Genomic DNA, 17,682 nt, shown 5'->3' with positions numbered 1-17,682 from the left:
TTCGGCATTCGCTTTGCGGGCATACAGGGATAGAGCCGCCTTCAATTCCGGCCGGCTCTATCTTCAGGTATCAAGTCACAGCCAAGCCTTGATCTGCGCGCTCACTGCATCGGTGGAGATACCGTAGCGGTCATGCAGCGTCGGCAGAGCGCCGGCATCAGGCGATCTGGCGGAATATCGGCGTTACCCCGTTGCGCAGCAGCAGGCCCGCCACCGCTTCGCCCAGGCCGCCGATGATCGAATGGTTTTCGGCGGTGACACTGCCATCTCGCCAAGCATTCGCATTACCAGCACCACCAGAGCGCCAGCAAGCGCATAGGCAATGATTGCTGCCGGACCTGCCGCAGCGATCGCTTGTTCGGACCCTACGAACAAATCCGCGCCGATCACACCGGCAGTCGACAACATGGTCACATGTCGAGGCTTGAATCCCTGAGCCAACTGATCGCTGGCTTTCCCAGACGTCGTCATAGTCATTATGGTCCCTGCTTTTGCTCTTGTTATGGGTAGGGTGCAGTGCCAGGGGCACTTCACCGCTTAACCATAGAGAGCGAAAACAGGGCTCAATTGACTGGTTCGGACATCAAATGGAGTGAGGCGGACATATCCCTGGGCTCCGACGTTTCATGACAACCTTACCAATGACACATCAACGCCGGATTTATTCCTTATAAAGCAAACAACCATAGCCGTTACACCAATGCCGAACAGATACAGTGCTTGTGGACCGGCATGCTCCATCATCGCCCCTGCAACCAGCGGGCCGATGGTCGCGCCGATACCAAAGGTCATCAGCAGCACTCCGGCCAGCGATACACGCAGTTCCGGCTCTAGGTTGTCATTGGCATGGGCAACGCCCAGCGGATACAAACAGAACTGCAAGAAGCCGATGGCAGCCCCGGCCAACATGATCCACAGCTGCCCTGATGCCAGCCCGAAGGCCAGCGGCAAATAGGCTATGCACAGCAATGCAGCGGTAGCACGGATCAAGGTGATGCGGGAAATATGATCCGACAGTTTACCCAGCGGTAGTTGTGCTAGAAGCCCAGCGGCAATGCTGACAGCCATGAACTGCCCGACCTGCGCCGGACTAAAGCCCAGTTGCGCAGCAAAGATCGGCGTCAGCCCATACAGGCAACCGTTCAGCAATCCCGAGGCAAGAATCGTGAACAACGATTGAGGAAGTCTACGCAGGTACAGCAAGGGTTTGATCCGGGCCTGGTTGATGGTGCTCGGCTGGGTACCGTTGTGCAGAGCCACGGGGATCAAACCAATGGCAAAAGCCATGGCCACGCCCGTCAACGCCAAGGTGTGCAGCCCATCTCCCAGACTGAGCATCAATTGCCCTAGCATCATGCCGACATAGCTGGCCACCATGTACAGCGACATGGCGCCGCCTCGCCGGCTGACCGGTGCGCAGTCGTTGAGCCAGCTCTCGATGACCATCAATTGGCCCATCATTGCAGCACCAACGACAAATCGCAGGGCAAGCCACAGCAGTAAACCATCACTGAGCTGGTGCGAGAGCACCGCAGTGACAATCACCCCGGCGCTCACCACAAAGGCCCGAGCATGGCCGACCAGGCCAATCAGCCAATAACCGGAGCGGGCTCCCAACACCATGCCCAGCGCGTTGGCGGCCATAAGCGCACCACCCCATACCTGCGCCACACCGGAAGCATTCAGGCGCAGGGCCAGGTAGGTCATCAGCAGGCTGGAACCCAGCTGCATCAACAAGGCAGCGACATAAATCGTGCCGAACCGTTTGGATAATGCGAACAATTGGATTCCCCAGACCAGGGTGGTCGGTAGTCAGGCAAGGCCGTGGCGCTGTTTCCAATCACCCGGGTACACCACATAACCGAACAGCGCGTGGCCTGCGTACACCAGCTCCGTGCCTTCGGGAATCCACAGCACCTGACCTGGCGACACGCGGTACACCTCGCCGTTGGCCTGGAGTTCAAAACAGCCCTCAATGACAAAAATCACTTCGTCATAGAGCACCGTCCAGGCCACTTCAGCACCTTCCCAGCGGGCAAAGCCGATACCCAGGTTGGGCGACACCTCATTACTGACAGCACGCGCTACCGAGGCGCCGCCAGGCGGCCCGCCCCGGTGGACAAAGTCCAGGTTCCGGTGGTCGACCAGACGCACCGGGCCTTTTCCGCTGAGTGTGCGGGTCATACTTCGCTCCTACTGTTGAACGCGGCCCAGCGGATCCGGGCCCGCACCCCCATACCCAAGAACGGCTCAGGCGGGTTACGGGAGGGCAGGCCAGTCACTGCGCGGATGTCACTCAATTGCTGGGAGTCCGCCCCCACCGCCATGTCTGCCAGGAGCGTTCCGGAAATGGTGCCCCAGGCCGCGCCCACGCCGTTGTCGCAGGCGGTGGCGTAAACACCCTGATCGAGTTGGCCGAAATAGTTGGTAAAGTTGCGTGAGATCGCATAGACCCCACCCCAGGTATGGGTAAACGGCACTTGGGCCAGTTGCGGATAGCGCGCCTCGAAGGCCTTGCGATGGTCATCGCGAATCTTGTTGCGGGTAGCATCGGTGACGCTGCGACCGTAGCGAGGGACATGCTTGTAGGTATTGCGGATGATCAGGCGCCGGTCCTGGGTCATTCGTACGGTGGTACCGGCGTGGTCGGCAGGGGTGAGGCCCCAGTCGGCCTGGGCACCAACCGTCGCCATCTCGACGTCGCTCAGTGGTCGCGTCCAACTGGCGAAGGTCATCACCGGCAGGAGTCGGTTGCGCAAGTAGCCGAACTCCTGGGTGAAGATGCTCGTGCCCAGCAATACCTGCGGGCTCCGGATCAGCCCGTTGTCGCCCCGCACCAGCCACGTGCCGCAGGGGTCTTTCTGGAGTGTGCGGATTGGCGACTCTTCAAGCACTTCGACGTTGCCGGGAAGCGAATTACCCAGGCCACGTACCAGGGCAGCAGGCTGCATCAGGTAGCAACCGGGGGTGTAGATGGCGCGGCTGTAGTAGCGGCTACCGAGTACACCGGCTAGTTCGTCACGCCCGACCACGCGATAGGGCTCACCCAGGTCGGCCATCAGTTTTTCAAAGTGATCCAGATAACCCTGGCCACGTTCTCCCACCGCGCCCTGGTATTTTCCCGCATGGGACCACTGGCATTCGATGCCGTGACGGCCGATCAATGTTTGCAGTTGATCGATGGCTGAGCGGTTTAGGCCCAAGAGCCGTTGTTTATGCTGAGGATCGGGATGTTCGAGGGCGAATTTGTGCGGCAGGTCGATGACGAAACCCGAGTTGCGCCCGGAGGCGCCGTAGGCGATTCGCTGGGCATCTACCAAAACAATGCGCGACTGCGGCAGGTGCTCGGCCAGGCGCCGTGCGGCGGCAAGCCCAGCAAAGCCAGCACCGATCACCACATAATCGGCGTTATGTTCGCCACTTAGGCGCTTGCTCGGCGCCTGTTCAGGCAGCGCGGCATACCAGCCGCAATTGCGGTCATCGTGAGGCAGATTGACGATACTGTTCATGGTTCAGCCTCAGGCCACATTTTGTTGGGTGTCCTGGCAGTTTTGCAGCCAGGTATTTCGTTGCATTTGTGCCTGACGGCCGAGCAGCACGAACCCGCGCAGGGCACCTGCGTGGTCATGAAACGCAGCGCTCAATCCATCGCTGGTCGCATCGCAGCGCCATTGGCCCTCGCAACCACCGGGAGGTGTCAGCAGGCACAGAGGGGCGACCGGGGTTTTCACCGTCACGGGCGCCAATGGGTAGTGGGCGGCGGTCGGTTGGCCCAGCAAGGTCTTGGCGAGGGCACGAATGCCTTCGTTGATCGGCGCGAGGTAAGGCAGCAACTGGCCGTTGATCTCGACGCAATCGCCCAAGGCATAGATGCCCGGTTGTGAGGTCTGTAGTTGTGCGTCGACCTTGATCCCGCGGCCACAGTCCAGGCCGGCTTCCAGCGCCAGCTCAAGGTTGGGGCGCAAGCCCACTGCACTGAGCACCAGGTCTGCACCGACGACCTGACCGTCGGCAAGGGTCAGTCGGTAGCCTTCGCCGTCCGGCTCGATGCACTGCAAGGTGGTACGCAGGCTCCATTGCACCCCCAACCCCGATAGCGCTTGCTGCAAGTGCTGGCCTGCCGCCTCGGGCAGCAGGCGTTCCATGGGCCAGGCACCCAGGCCGATTACCCGAACCTGATAGCCATTGCTCGCAAGGTCGTTGGCAAACTCGCAGCCGATCAAACCGTCGCCCAGAATGGCCACTCTGCGCACGCCATCAAGGCGTTGGCGGAACGCCTGGTAATCCTGCAGGTTGTTGACACTGAGCAGTGCCTCGGCGCGGCCCTCGATAGGCAACCGCACGGGAGAAGCACCACTGGCTAGCACCAGTTGGCCGTAGTCCATTTCGCCGAGGCTGGTGTACAAGCGCTGCGCCTGGGCATCGATGCGTTCGACTTTGCAGCCGGTATAGATACGAATGCCAAGCCTCTGTTCGATCGCCAGCGGCGTTTCGGTGGCCAGGGCTGCGGCGGTGCGCCCCTGAGCCAGGGCGATGGATAGCGCGGGCTTGGAATAAAGATGGCCCGATTCCTGGGTCAGTACGCGAATCTCCAACTGCGGGGCGGCCTTGCGCAGGGCCTGTGCCAGGCCGTAGCCGGCATGGCCGCTACCGATGATGACCACCGGTTGGGCGGGACGAGCGGCAACCAGTGGTTGCGCCTGGATAACCGGCGCGGTAGCCACTGCTGCGATCGGGGTGCTGAGTTCGATCATTTCAAAGTCGGCTTTGCCGACCTTGCACTCAGGGCATAGCCAGTCTTCGGGCACGTCCTCCCAGCGGGTACCGGGGGCAATGCCGTCGTCGGGCCAACCTTTGGCTTCGTCGTAGATCAGACCACAGATGATGCAGAGCCAGGTTTTCATCATGCTGCCTCCTCACTCGCCCTTGATACGCACGGCCAGGTTCTTGGTCCTGACGTAGCTGTAGAGCGCCTCCTGGCCTTTTTCCCGTCCGAAGCCCGAGAGCCCGACGCCGCCGAACGGCGTTTCGATGCCACCGGCATACCATTCGTTGACGAACACCTGGCCGGTGCACAGTCGCCGGGCACAGCGCAGGGCGCGATTGAGGTCCTGGGTGAATACGCCGGCCACCAGACCGAACACGGTGCCGTTGGCAATGGCGAGGGCCTCCTCTTCGCTGTCGAAGGGAATTACTGCCAGCACAGGGCCGAAGACTTCAGTCTGGGCGATCTCCATCTGCGCAGTCACATCGCGCAATACGGTTGGCGCCATGTAATGCCCGCTCAGGCCGCTGATGGCCTCGCCGCCGGTTGCGACCACCGCGCCTTGCTGCTGGGCACGTCGGCACAAGGCCTCGATGCCTTCGAGCTGAGCAGCAGAAATCACGGGGGTGTGGTCAGGGTTGTCCTGGCCCAGGCCCACGGTCAGCCCCTCGGCCATCGCTACCACGTCAGCTACAACCTCGTCGTAGATAGAGCGATGTACCAGCAAGCGCGACATGGCAGAGCACACCTGGCCGGCATTGAAGAAGATGCCGCTTTTAACGCTACTGATCAGTTGCTCACGATCGGCATCCGGGAACACTAGGGCCGCCGACTTCCCGCCCAGCTCCATGACGCTGGGAATCGCGTGTTCGGCGGCACTGCGCAGAATGCTCTGGCCGGTGCCGACGGAACCTGTGAAGACGATCTGGTCGACATCGCGATGGCCGGCCAGGTAGGCACCCACTTCACGACCACGGCCGCAGATCAGATTGACGGCCCCCTGTGGCAGGCCGGCACGCTCGATGGCCTGCATCAGCACGCACAGGCCCAGTGGCGACAGTTCCGGCGACTTGATCACTACCGCGTTGCCGGCCGCCAAGGCAGGGGCCAGGGAGCGGGCGCAGATGGATACCGGGAAATTCCACGGCACGATCTGCAGCGACACGCCCAAGGGGTCGTAGACGGTGAAATCTATGTAGCCGTCGCCCAGCGGAATCGACTTCCCTTCAATCTTGTCGGCCATGCCGGCGTAGTATTCGAAGTAGCGCGCGGCCTCGATGAATTCGTCACGGGCATCACGCAGGCTCTTGCCGTTTTCCTGGCAAAGCACCCACGCCCCTTCGTCGGTGATCGCACGAATCTGCGCGGCAACCTCAAGCAACCAGGTCACCCGCTGCGCAGGACGCACACGGTTCAGAGCGTTGCTGTCAGCACAGCGCCGAGCCGCCTGCAGGGCGCATTCGGCGTCGGCCACACTGGCTTGGGCGATGGTCGCCACAAGGTCCGTGGTGCCAGGGTTGTGGATGCTCAGGTGCTGCTCACTGTCGGTCCACTGGCCGTCGATGAAGTTCAGCCAGTGCGGAGCTATCGGATGCATGATGATCACCTCAGGCGCGTTGAGCACAGTCAAGCAACTGGCGGGCAGCCCACTTGTGGAAGTAGTGAGTCGGCAGATCCATTTCCGGCGAGAACGCACCGCCGCTGTAACCAGGCGAGGAGCGGCCCTTCTGCATGCCTTCGACCGAGGCGATGTCTTCGGCGAACACTACGCGCCAGGATTCCATTACCGCTTTGCGCGAGGCGTCGTAACGGCTGTCGAGCGCTTCGTCACCCACGTAGAACAGGCGCAGGTGCTCGATGGTTTTACCCGGCGCCACAGGCTCGAGCATCATGGCGAACGCATGGTCGGCCTGGATGCCCAGCAGCACATTGGGGAAGAACGCCACGTACTCAGCAGTGCGCAGGCGGTCCTGTGGCCAGGATGGGAAGATCGGCAAATGGGTACCGGCAACGGCCGAGAGGTTGTAGGCGTGGCTGCCTTGGCCAGCGAATTCCTCGAACATGATGTTGTAGTGGTCTTCCAGGCGCGAGTAGCTGTTCAGGCTCGGGTGCACCCACGGCAGGTGGTAGGCCTCACAGTAGTTCTCGACTGCTAGCTTCCAGTTGCAGTTGACCTCGATGCTCATAGCACCACCGTTCGCTTCACGACGCAGCAGACTCATGCCGTCATTGCCCAGGAACTGAGTCCAGCGTTCGGTCAACGGCTGCAGTTGCTCTTCAAGCGCCGGTGCCTCGCCAGACAGGTTGATGAACACCATGTCCATCCAGATCGTGGTGCGCAGCGCCTTCAGGCCGTGTTTCTCGCATGCGAAACGTTCGTCTTTGTGCTGGTTGATCCCGCCAATGTGCGGAGTGCCTTTGAGACCTCCGTTCAGGTCGTAGGTCCAGGAGTGGTAGGGGCAGCGGATCACACCCTGCACTTCACCCGCCTGTTGAACCAGTTTCACGCCGCGGTGGCTGCAGACGTTGTGAAACACCTGCACCAGGCCTTCACGGTTGCGCATCATCAGCAGCGGCAGGCCCATGAAATCGACCGGCTTGACGTAGCTGTTGGTCGGCAAGTCGCTGGCAAAACCTATACACGCCCAGTTACGCCCCAGCACTTCGTCGCGCTCGAGTTCGAAATAGCGCTGGTCGGTGTAGAACTCGTTGGTCAGGCCATGAGCTTCATGGATAGGCGCCAGAACGGTTTCCAAGACGTGGACGGGAATAAGGCGGGAGTCAGTCGATACGGTCATTTTTTGTTTTCTCTTGTTAGATGCACGGCAGGCAATGCCTTGATGCCTGGTGCCAGTTTCAGCAAGAGAAGAAGGGCGCGACAAACGATTTATTTCAACGCTATTTATCAGTTTTTATCATTAATGATTTATTCGTCGATGACGGTAGTGGTAGATAATCGTTGATGAACTGCCAGGCTCTGGAATTTTCAGATTAATGACTTTTGGTAATCAATTAATGACTAGAAATGGTTTGTCGAAGAGCGGGTAATTCTCCCATTTTGATAGGGCCCGAGAGAGCGTACCGCGCCTTGGGCCTGCGGGAAGACCGCCGCCAGGGATCCGGCACCTGCCTGTGGCAGCGGCTCTACCCAAACCGTGACATCAAACCCTTGAACAAAAACAATAGGGGATAACCAATGCGTGCCGAATCTGGCCTGCTCAAAGGCCTCAATCCCACCGTGACGATCTGGTCGTTACTGGCCGTAGTAGCCTTTGTGCTGTTTTGCGCCCTGTTTGCCGAACATGCAGCAGCGGTTTTTCAACGTGCATCCGACTTCATCCTGCAGAATTTCAAATGGTTCTACCTGATTTCCGTCACGGGTGTGCTGGGGCTACTGATCTATCTGATGTGCAGCAAGTTTGGGTCTATGAAGCTTGGGCGAGACGACGACAAACCCGAGTTCAGCTTCGGCTCCTGGATCGCCATGTTGTTCAGTGGCGGCATGGGCATCGGACTGATCTTCTGGTCGGTTGCCGAACCCATGTGGCATTACGCTGGCAACCCGTTCGCCACAGGCCTCACCGACGAAGCCGCCACCACAGCTATGCGAATTACCCTATTCCACTGGGGCCTGCATCCCTGGGCTATTTTCACCATCGTTGGCCTGGGCCTTGCTTACTTTGCCTATCGCAAGGGCTTGCCGCTGAGCATGCGCTCGATCCTTTACCCGCTGATTGGTGAGCGCATCTATGGGCCCATCGGACATGTGGTGGACATCCTTGCCGTGGTGATTACCGCGTTCGGTGTATCCCAGTCGCTGGGCCTGGGCGTGGTGCAAATGAACACCGGGCTGAGCCAGGTGTTTGACCTGCCCATCAGCCTGGGGGTGCAGATCACCCTGATCGTGCTCATTACCCTGGTTACTACCGTATCGGTGATGGCCGGCGTGTCGCGTGGCATGAAGCGCCTTTCGGAATGGAATATGCTGTTGTCGGTGGTGCTGGTGGTGTTGATCCTGCTGCTGGGGCCAACCCGCTACATCATCAACCTGATGTTGGAGAGCACCGGCGACTACGCCAGCCATGTAGTGGGTCTGAGCTTTTGGAGCGATACCCAGAAGGACAGCGGCTGGCAGAACTGGTGGACGGCGTTCTACTGGCCGTGGTGGATGACCTGGGGCCCGTTTGTCGGTCTGTTCATTGCGCGAATTTCCAAAGGCCGCAGCATCCGTGAACTGATCGCCGGCGCGCTGTTGGTACCCACCCTGGTGACGATCATCTGGATGTCGGTGTTCGGTGGTACCGCGCTCAAGGCTGAGCAGCTCGATCGTCAGCAGCACGCAGAACTGGTTGCCAGTGGTGAGCTGCAGGGCGACAAGGCCAAGTTCGAAGGTGGCACGGTATTGCTGGCGACCAAGCAGGAAACCACCGCTGCCATGTTCACCCTGCTGCACAAGATCGACGCCGGTACGTTGGGCAAGGTGCTGAGCGTGCTGGTCTGTATCCTGCTGGCGACGTACTTCATCACCTCGGCCGACTCCGGCACCCAGGTGCTGTGTACGTTGAACTCCATGGGCAGCGCCAACCCGCCGCAGAGTATCCGCCTGCTCTGGTGCATCCTGGAAGGTGCTATAGCCATGGCTCTGCTGATGGCGGGGGGGCTCAAGGCGATCCAGATGGCGAGCATTGCGGCGGGATTGCCGATTGCGGGGTTCATCCTGCTGATTAGTTACACCCTGATGCGCAGCTTGCGCCAGGAGATGGCTGACGGCCTGCTTGATACGCCGCCGGGTGGGCGCCTGCCTATACCAGGGATTCACCCGCAAGGCATCACGCCGGTGGCTGGGCCCTTGGCCTGCGAGGGGCTTGATATGGGGCTGACAGCGAAGAAAGCCAGCTAACCTAAAGCCACCCTGGAAGACACAAGACCGACAGCCATCAGCTGTCGGTCTTGTGTTTTGGCCAGGCTATTTCTGCACCGAAGGCAGGGCCATCAACCAGTCCCGGAACAGCCGCACGCTTTCACGAGGACCACGCTCGGTGGACGACTCCAGCAGGCAGAACTTGGCGTCGGTCTGGAGTACCACATCGTTGGGCTTGACCAGCGCACCGGTGCTCAACGCATCGTCCACCAGGTTGCCCCAGGCCAGGGCCACGCCCTGGCCACTGATCGCCGACTGGATCAGCATACCGTAGCTGTTGATATTGACGCGATGCTTGGGGGTCATGGGCTCGTATCCCAGGCGCTTGAACCATTCGGGCCAACCTACCCAGTCGCGCTGGGAGTCTTCAAGCCAGAGCCAGGTACACGACGACAACCCTTCGATGCTGCTCAGTTGCGGATGCCTGGCCAGATAGGTCGGGCTGCACACCAGGAAGATTTCTTCCGAGAACAGCGGCGTGACAGCCATGTCCTTGGGCGGTGGGTTGCAGTAGTAAAGCGCCAGGTCGCTGTCGAGCCTGGCGTAATCCTTCACATGATCGTGGGCGATGATCCGCAGGTCGATGTTTTCATGGGCACTCTGGAATTCCGACACCTTGGGCAGTAACCACAGCGACGCCATGGCGGTACTGGTGGCAACGGTGACTTGTTGGTTGCCTTGCCACTGGCGTATATCGCCGGTGGCGCGTGCCAGGTGAAGCATGCATTCACGCACCGTTTCGTAATACTGCGCGCCGGTGGGGGTCAGGGACATGCTGCGGGTGGTACGGGTGAATAGTGCCTTGCCCAGGTAGTCCTCAAGAAGGCGAACCTGACGGCTAATTGCACCCTGGGTAACATTCAATTCCTTGGCGGCAAGGGTAAAGCTCAAGTGGCGTGCCGCAGACTCAAACGCATGAAGACTGTTGAGCGGCGGAAGAGGCTGGATTTTCACAGGCAGGGGTTCCACTCATTTTTATTATCATCCGCTCACTGGAGTGGCGGTTTCCTCTCTAACGCATTCAGGGCAGAACGAAGCAACCGGTTCACTATACTGCACATTTGCAGAAAGATATTCGTTCCCTGAATAGGCAATATCCCAATCACTTTTAATGCCATTGAATCACCCCTGGTTTCGAAGACACCTTCAAACTCCCATTAGACGGTCAATTCCGAACCTCGCCCCTTCAGTAGGGTGTCCCACTGAAGTTTTCTCTTCAGGCTTGGACCTTATCCGCCGATGCAGCGTGTTTGCGCAGCGCTTCGTCACGCAGTTCACGGCGCAAAATCTTTCCGACGTTGGTGGTCGGTAAGGTTTCACGGAACTCCACCGCCTTAGGTACCTTGTAGCCGGTGACGTTAGCGCGCATGTGCTCCATAACCTGCTCTGTACTCAGCTCACTGCCCGGTTTAACCACCACCAGCAGCTTGATCGCTTCACCGGATTTCTCGTCCGGAATACCGATAGCGGCACACTGCAATACGCCTGGTAAGGTGGCCAGCACGTCCTCCAGTTCGTTAGGGTAAACATTGAAGCCAGACACCAGAATCATGTCCTTCTTACGATCGACGATGCGCATGAAGCCGTCGGCCTGAATTACCGCGATATCACCAGTCTTCAACCACCCATCCTTGTCGAGGATTTCGTCGGTGGCTTCCTGACGTTGCCAATAGCCCTTCATCACCTGTGGTCCCTTAACACACAGCTCGCCGCGCGCCCCAAGTGGCAGGTCTTTGCCGGCTTCGTCGATTACTTTGCACTGAGTCGAAGGCACCGGGATGCCTATAGTGCCAATCTGGATGTTACTAAACGGATTTACCGAAGCGAGTGAACTGGTTTCGGTCATGCCAAAGCCTTCGCAAATCGAACAACCGGTGACCTGCGTCCAACGCTCGGCCGTGGCGACTTGCAATGCCATACCGCCCGAGAACGTGGCTTTTAAGTTGGAGAAATCCAACTGACGAAACGCCTCGTTGTTGCACAGGGCGACAAACAAAGTGTTGAGGCCGACAAAACCAGTGAACGGGTGCTTGGCCAGATCTTTGGTCATCGCTGGCAAATCACGCGGATTAGTAATCAACACGTTATGCCCACCCATCAGCATCATTGCCATGCAGTGAAAGGTGAACGCATAGATGTGGTACAGCGGCAATGGCGCAATCAGCACTTCGACGCCCTCACGCATTTCCGAACCCATCAACGCCTTGGCCTGCAGCATGTTGGCGATCAGGTTGCGGTGAGTCAGCATCGCTCCCTTAGCTACGCCCGTGGTGCCGCCGGTGTATTGCAATATGGCAATATCAGCGCTGCTCGGATTGACCGCTTTAGCCGTTTTTCCCCGCCCTTGTACCATCGCTGTAGTGAACGGAATGGCGTGCGGCAGCTTATAGGCCGGCACCATCCTCTTCACATGTTTGACCATGGTGTTTACCAGCACACGCTTGAATGGCGAAAGCAGGTCACCGATTTCGGTGACGATAACGGTTTCGATGCCGGTTTTAGGTAGCACTTGTTCGGCCAAGTAGGCCATGTTGGCAAGGCAAACCAAGGCCTTGGCACCGGAGTCGTTAAATTGATGTTCCATTTCCCGAGCGGTGTATAACGGATTGGTGTTCACCACCACCAGGCCAGCACGCAAGGCACCAAAGACCACCACCGGATACTGCAGCACATTGGGCATTTGCACGGCGATACGATCACCAGGTTGCAAGTCGGTGTACTGCTGCAAATAGACAGCAAAGGTGTCCGACAACTCGTACAGCTCCGCATAGGTGATGGTTCTACCCAAGTTGCTGAAAGCTGGTTTGTCGGCAAAACGTTGGCAGGACTCTTTCAGTACCGCCTGGATATTCGGATACTGGTCAGGGTTTATTTCAGCAGCAACCCCAACGGGATACTTGTCCTTCCAAAAATTATCGGTCATGAAAACCCACTCCTAAACAACGGTTTATGTTCACAGCAACAGTGCAGTTGATCGTTGTGTTCTGTGCGGTTATGTCCTTGGATTCAGGCCTGGCAGTACCTCGCTGCCTCGCACTGACACTTGGTAAGCGCGAGGCATACCGCTCAGCGATTGCTTTTGTTGAAGACCAGCAGTGACAGCAGCGCAGGCATCAGCAGCAACGCGCCGACCATGTTCCAGAGAAACAGCAGCACTAGCAGCAGGCCCATGTCGGCCTGGAACTTCAGTGCCGAGAACACCCAGGTGGCCACCCCCAGTGCCAGGGTGAGGCCGGTAAAAGCCACCGAGGTGCCGGTGGTTTTCAGCGCCTCAAAGAACGCCGCACGCAACCTCAGGCCCTGGTGAAGGAAGCCCTCCATGCGGCTGTACAGATAGATGCCATAGTCCACGCCGATGCCGACGCCGAGAGCGATCACCGGCAACGTCGCGATCTTCACGCCCAGCCCCATCTTTGCCATCACTGCCTCGCACAGCACCGTGGACAGGTACAGCGGAGCCATCAGGGCGAAAGTCACTTTCAGCGACCTGAATTCCCACCAGACCACCAGCGAGATGATCACGAACACCAGGAACAGCATCAGTGGCTCGGAGAATTTGATGACAATGTTGGTGGCCGCCTCAATCCCGGCATTACCAGCGGCCTGGAGGATTTCAAAGTCGCCGGTGCTGTACTGCTTGCTGAACGCTTCGACCGCGTTGACTACCCGGGTCAGTGTTTCGGCCTTGTGATCAGCCAGGTACAGGCTGATTGGGGCAACGCTGCAGTTGGGGTCGACGAACTCGGCGGCGACGCCGGAGCGGGCGTTGTTCATCACGAACTGGTCGCGGGAGAACTCGGCCCATTTCGGATTGCCTTCGTTACGCGCGAGTATGTTGAAGCGCATAGTGCGGTACAGCGACTGCACCGACTCGACACCTTCGACTTCCTGTAGAGTCTGCTCCAACTGGGTCGCGAGGTCGGCGGCGGCGAAACGCGCACACTGCTCCTGTGGGGTTTTGAATATCACCACATAGACATCGGTGCTGGTGCTGTAGTGGTCCAGCAGGTAGGCGTTGTCCTGGTTGTAGCGGGACTCTGGGCGGAACTCCGGCGCCCCCTTGTCTAAATCGCCGATCTTCAGGTCCTGCCTGGCGTGGTAGCCATAGCCGAGCAGGAGCAGGCTGCCGAGCACCAGCGCTATAGCGAAACGCGGCTCGACCACCCGCGCCACACGACGGAACACCGGCCAGGAGGAGTTGGCGCGTTTTTCCTGCTGGCGCAGGCCGCGCGGACTGATACCGACGTAGGACATCAGCACTGGCAACAGGAACATCTTCGTGAACAGAGCAACGAACACGCCGATGCTAGCGGTGATGGCCAGTTGCTTGATCACGCCGATGTCAATCACCAGCAGCGTGATGAAGCCCACGGCATCGGCGATCAACGCCGTCGAACCGGGGATGAACAGCGCGCGGAAGGTACGTTGCGAGGCCTCCAGCGGCGTAGCGCCCTGCCCCATCTCGCTCATCATCAAGTTGATGTTCTGCACCGCGTGACTAATGCCGATAGCGAAAATCAGGAACGGCACCAGGATCGAGTACGGGTCCAGGCCAAAATTACCCAGACTGAGCAAGCCGAGCAGCCAGACCACTGTCAGCAGACAGGTCAGTACCGTCACCATGGTGCTGCGCCAGCAATGGCAATAGAAGTACAGCAGCAGCGTGATCAGGCCAACAGTGACGGCGAAGAACAGCGCGATGTCGCTGGCGGAGTCAAGCAGTTCGCCGATGATCTGGGCAAAGCCGATGACGCGGATGTTCACACCCTGATCGGCAAAGTGCTCGCGCACCTGCTGTTCCATGGCCTTGGCGAAAGCGCCGTAGTCAAGCGGCTTGCCGCTGTCCGGATCGTTTTCCAGCAGGGGCACGCGGATCACCGCCGACTTGAAATCGTTGGCGACGTAGCTGCCGATCATGTTGGCGCGCTGGATGTTCTGCCGCACCTGGGCCAGCGACTCGGGCCCGCCGTCGTAGGTGTCGGGGATCACCCGACCGGCGCGCAGCCCCTCGGTGGTAACCTCCGCCCACATGGCGTTCGGGGTCCAAAGCGACTTCAAGTTACCGCGGTCGACGCCCGGCAGATAGAAGATCTTGTCGTTGACCTTACGCAGGGTTTCCAAGAACTGTTGATTGAGGATCTCGCCTTCGGCGTTTTCAACCACCACCCGCAGCACGTTGCTCTGCGGACGCAGCACCTCTTCGAACTTCAGGTAGTTAGCGATGAACGGGTGGCCAGTAGGAATCATCCGCGAGAAGCTAGCATCCGGGCGTACTGACAAGGCGCAATAGGCCAGCAGCAGCGATACCAACAGAAAAAACCCAAGCACCGCGGGACGATTGCGGAACAGGACGCGCTCGCTGATAGCGACCAGGCGGTTCAGAGTAGTCAGGTTGTCCGGCAAGGATTGCGGCATGGTCATTGCTTTTGCTCCTTCAACTCGGCCAACGACAAGGCCAGCAGGCCTCCGTTACCACTTAGAACCAATTGTCCAGGTGCAGCTTCGGCTACGCTCAGCCAGGCATTCTTCCTGCCCGGCAACTGCCAGAGTTCAAAACTCCGGCCGTCCTCGCTGTGCAGGAGCACACCACCATGACCACCGAGCAGCAGGCTGCCGTCGACCAGTTGTGCAGCGCCATACAGACCGGCTCGGGCCGGTGCGCTCAGGGGTTGCCAGCTGGCACCTTGATCGTCACTGCTCAGCAGCGTGCCGCCGAAGCCGAGCACTAGCAGGCGACCTCCGTTCAGTTGCAACAACTTGTACAGCGAAGCATTGCTGCCGGAGTCAAGCGTCTCCCAATGCTGGCCGCCGTCGCTGGATCGGTGCAGCTGCCCTCCCTCGCCTGCTACCAGCAAACCGCCGTCAGCCAGCCCGAGTAAGCCGTTTAGATGCAAGCGCTCGGGGTTTTCCGGGCCGGCGAGGAACTGCCAGTGCTGACCGCCATCAACGGTGTGCAAAAACATTCCATAGGCGCCCACCGCCCAGCCTTCTTTGGCATTCTTGAACCAGACATCCAGCAGAGGCCGCGACGGACCATACTCACTGCCGGCCTGAATGTCTTCGAGGGCGAATTGGGCGCTCTCCAGAGCTGTGCTCAGCGCCTCGTCATCCGCCGCCGCGGCACTGGCCGTCTCAAGCCGGGTCACCTCAGACTCAGCCCAAGCCTTCGCCAAATCATTGATGGCACGACCATCGAGCTGCTTCTGCCAGCTCCTTCCGCCATCCACGCTATGCAAAATCACGCCGTCATGACCGACAGCCCAGCCCTGCTGCGCATCGACAAAATGCACCGCGGTCAACAGCACCTCGACTGGCACACGGGCCTGGCTGAGGCTGCCGTTGGCGGCGCGCACTAGCACCCGCCCATCCTGGCCGACTAGCACCACTTGCCCGTCCACTACCTGAGAGTCGGTGAACAACGACTGGGCCGCCAGTGGCGAAAGCCGCGCCGGCCGCTCCAGGCGGTCGGACAGTGCTGCCGGACCGTGCGCATATGCGAAACTGGCGCTCAGGCCGAGCGCCAACACCAGGCAGGTGAGCGTCTTCATAACGGGAAGCCCTCAAAACTAAACCTACGAATTAAAAAGGGCCGAGGGCTCACGCCGCCCGACCCAAGTACCACTTGGAGTAGTGCTGGCTTAGCGACCGCTGCGGCGCAGCGCGGCAGGGCTGAAGTCCTTGATGCTGGCCTTGACGCCAAACTCGGTGAGCTTCTCCTCGTTCTCCAGGCCGTAGGCGAGGTAGCGGCGGGCCTGCAGGTCGTAGATGACGTCGCTGATCTGAATGCTCGACAGCACATCGTAGCGCTGCAGGCTATGAGCCTCCTGCATACGCCATAGCTCACCGCGACCGTCGTAGAGGTCGACCGCGAGGATGCCCCAACTGTCCTCGTCGATGTAGAACACACGCTTGGCGTAGATGTGCCGCTCGCCCGGTTTCAGGGTAGCTTCGACCACCCAGACACGGTGCGGCTCGTAGCGCATCAGGTCCTGGTTCAGGTGGTTGGCCTGGATGATCTGCTTATACTTCAGCGTGCGGTCCGCCAGCTTGTAAGTGTTGTAGGGCACCAGCATTTCTTTTTTGCCGACCAGCTTCCAGTCGTACTTGTCTGGGGCGCCGTTGTACAGGTCAGCCGAATCATTGGTACGCAGACCGTCAGAGGTGCTGACCGGGGTGTCATAGGACACTTCAGGAGCCCGCAACACGCGGCGCTGGCCAGGATTGTAGGTCCAGGCCAGACGGGATTCCTTGGTCTGGTCGATGGGCTCGTGGATCAGGGTCTGGGCGCCCGCCACGCTTTCCGGTGAGGTCACGTTGTTCCAGAGGTAGAACAAACGGTTTGGTTCAGGATTACCCAAGGCAGTTGCCATGACGACCTTGCGCACACGCCGCACCGGGGTGAAGCTGCCGTCGGATTGCACCACCATCTCGGTGGGATAGTCGATAAAACCACCCACGCGATAACGCACCAGATGATTCCACATTACCTCCAGACCAGTCTTGGGAATCGGAAAAGGCACCGAGGTCTTATCGTAACGGGACATACCATTGCCACTTACCGCCAGTTCGACGATGCCGGCCTCCTTGGCGATCTGCACGTACTCGGTCTGGGGCAGCGCCGCGGTGCGATGACTCGGGTAGACCGCCATCTTGTAGTCGGGGTACTTCTCCAGCATGGCCTTATGGCCGACGCTCAGCTGATCGGCGTACTGCCCCATGTTGGCCTTGCTCACGGTGTACAGCGGCTGTTCGTTGGCGAATGGGTCGAGATAACCCTTGCTAGCGTCGAAGCCAGCAGGCGGTGTGGTCAGACCGCCGTCCCAAGCCGGGATGGTGCCGCTGGCATTGCCGGCTTTCTCGGCCCCGACCGGGGTCAGGTCCTGGCCCAGGCGCGCCACTTCGGCGGCGTCTAGCTTGGCCAGCGCGGAGCCGCTGGCGAGGCTGATGAGTGCGCCGAGAATGACGCTGGACAATAGGTGCTGATTCATCTGCATAC

General features: G+C 59.6%; 12 protein-coding genes and 3 pseudogenes. 1 reads left to right on the top strand and 14 read right to left on the bottom strand.

Going from position 1 to position 17,682, the window contains the following annotated elements; genetic code table 11:
* Positions 1-75: 75 nt before the first annotated feature.
* The 9 genes and pseudogenes from BJQ17_RS29560 to BJQ17_RS00830 form a co-directional block, all read right to left on the bottom strand.
* Positions 76-259, bottom strand: a pseudogene (locus BJQ17_RS29560) (transketolase family protein); the annotation flags it as partial.
* Positions 244-477, bottom strand: a pseudogene (locus BJQ17_RS00860) (GABA permease); the annotation flags it as partial. The pseudogenes BJQ17_RS00860 and BJQ17_RS29560, both read right to left, overlap by 16 nt.
* Before the next feature lie 147 nt (positions 478-624).
* The gene (locus BJQ17_RS00855; protein ID WP_003253239.1) at positions 625-1,782 is read right to left on the bottom strand and encodes an MFS transporter; all 1,158 of its coding nucleotides are present in this window, start codon (positions 1,780-1,782) and stop codon (positions 625-627) included.
* A gap of 30 nt (positions 1,783-1,812) precedes the next feature.
* On the bottom strand, positions 1,813-2,184 hold the full coding sequence (locus BJQ17_RS00850; protein WP_003253236.1) for an ethanolamine utilization protein EutQ: 372 nt from the start codon (positions 2,182-2,184) through the stop codon (positions 1,813-1,815).
* Complete coding sequence (locus tag BJQ17_RS00845; protein ID WP_003253234.1) at positions 2,181-3,509, bottom strand: FAD-binding oxidoreductase; 1,329 nt, start codon at positions 3,507-3,509, stop codon at positions 2,181-2,183. The genes BJQ17_RS00850 and BJQ17_RS00845 overlap by 4 nt, the downstream gene beginning before the upstream one ends.
* Positions 3,510-3,518: 9 nt before the next feature.
* Positions 3,519-4,754, bottom strand: a complete 1,236-nt coding sequence (locus BJQ17_RS00840) for an NAD(P)/FAD-dependent oxidoreductase (RefSeq protein WP_227743113.1) — start codon at positions 4,752-4,754, stop codon at positions 3,519-3,521.
* A pseudogene (locus tag BJQ17_RS31950) lies at positions 4,743-4,904 on the bottom strand (rubredoxin); the annotation flags it as partial. The pseudogene BJQ17_RS31950 and the gene BJQ17_RS00840, both read right to left, overlap by 12 nt.
* Positions 4,905-4,916: 12 nt before the next feature.
* Positions 4,917-6,362: an aldehyde dehydrogenase family protein gene (locus BJQ17_RS00835; protein WP_010955853.1), complete on the bottom strand. Its 1,446-nt coding sequence runs from the start codon at positions 6,360-6,362 to the stop codon at positions 4,917-4,919.
* 10 nt (positions 6,363-6,372) lie between these two features.
* On the bottom strand, positions 6,373-7,563 hold the full coding sequence (locus BJQ17_RS00830; protein WP_003253228.1) for an aromatic ring-hydroxylating dioxygenase subunit alpha: 1,191 nt from the start codon (positions 7,561-7,563) through the stop codon (positions 6,373-6,375).
* A gap of 398 nt (positions 7,564-7,961) precedes the next feature.
* Between BJQ17_RS00830 and BJQ17_RS00825 the strand changes: the two genes are divergently transcribed.
* Positions 7,962-9,665: a BCCT family transporter gene (locus BJQ17_RS00825; protein WP_003253226.1), complete on the top strand. Its 1,704-nt coding sequence runs from the start codon at positions 7,962-7,964 to the stop codon at positions 9,663-9,665.
* Between the two features lie 66 nt (positions 9,666-9,731).
* On the opposite strand, the gene BJQ17_RS00820 is transcribed toward BJQ17_RS00825, so the two are convergent.
* The 5 genes from BJQ17_RS00820 to BJQ17_RS00800 all read right to left on the bottom strand — a co-directional run bounded on the left by BJQ17_RS00820 (position 9,732) and on the right by BJQ17_RS00800 (position 17,680).
* Positions 9,732-10,640 (bottom strand): LysR substrate-binding domain-containing protein, encoded by a 909-nt coding sequence (locus BJQ17_RS00820; protein ID WP_003253225.1) that lies wholly within the window; start codon positions 10,638-10,640, stop codon positions 9,732-9,734.
* A 262-nt stretch (positions 10,641-10,902) separates the two neighbouring features.
* Complete coding sequence (gene fadD1, locus BJQ17_RS00815) at positions 10,903-12,609, bottom strand: long-chain-fatty-acid--CoA ligase FadD1 (RefSeq protein ID WP_070095371.1); 1,707 nt, start codon at positions 12,607-12,609, stop codon at positions 10,903-10,905.
* A 143-nt stretch (positions 12,610-12,752) separates the two neighbouring features.
* Complete coding sequence (locus BJQ17_RS00810; protein ID WP_064615151.1) at positions 12,753-15,101, bottom strand: RND family transporter; 2,349 nt, start codon at positions 15,099-15,101, stop codon at positions 12,753-12,755.
* A gap of 2 nt (positions 15,102-15,103) precedes the next feature.
* Positions 15,104-16,234, bottom strand: a complete 1,131-nt coding sequence (locus BJQ17_RS00805) for a YCF48-related protein (protein WP_070095370.1) — start codon at positions 16,232-16,234, stop codon at positions 15,104-15,106.
* A gap of 90 nt (positions 16,235-16,324) precedes the next feature.
* Complete coding sequence (locus tag BJQ17_RS00800; protein ID WP_100774163.1) at positions 16,325-17,680, bottom strand: DUF1329 domain-containing protein; 1,356 nt, start codon at positions 17,678-17,680, stop codon at positions 16,325-16,327.
* Positions 17,681-17,682: the final 2 nt, after the last annotated feature.

Source organism: Pseudomonas sp. NBRC 111139, from assembly GCF_001753955.1.
Taxonomy (GTDB): Bacteria; Pseudomonadota; Gammaproteobacteria; order Pseudomonadales; family Pseudomonadaceae; genus Aquipseudomonas; species Aquipseudomonas alloputida.
Note: the sequence above shows the minus strand (reverse complement) of the source record. Positions and strands in the feature narration are given on the sequence as shown.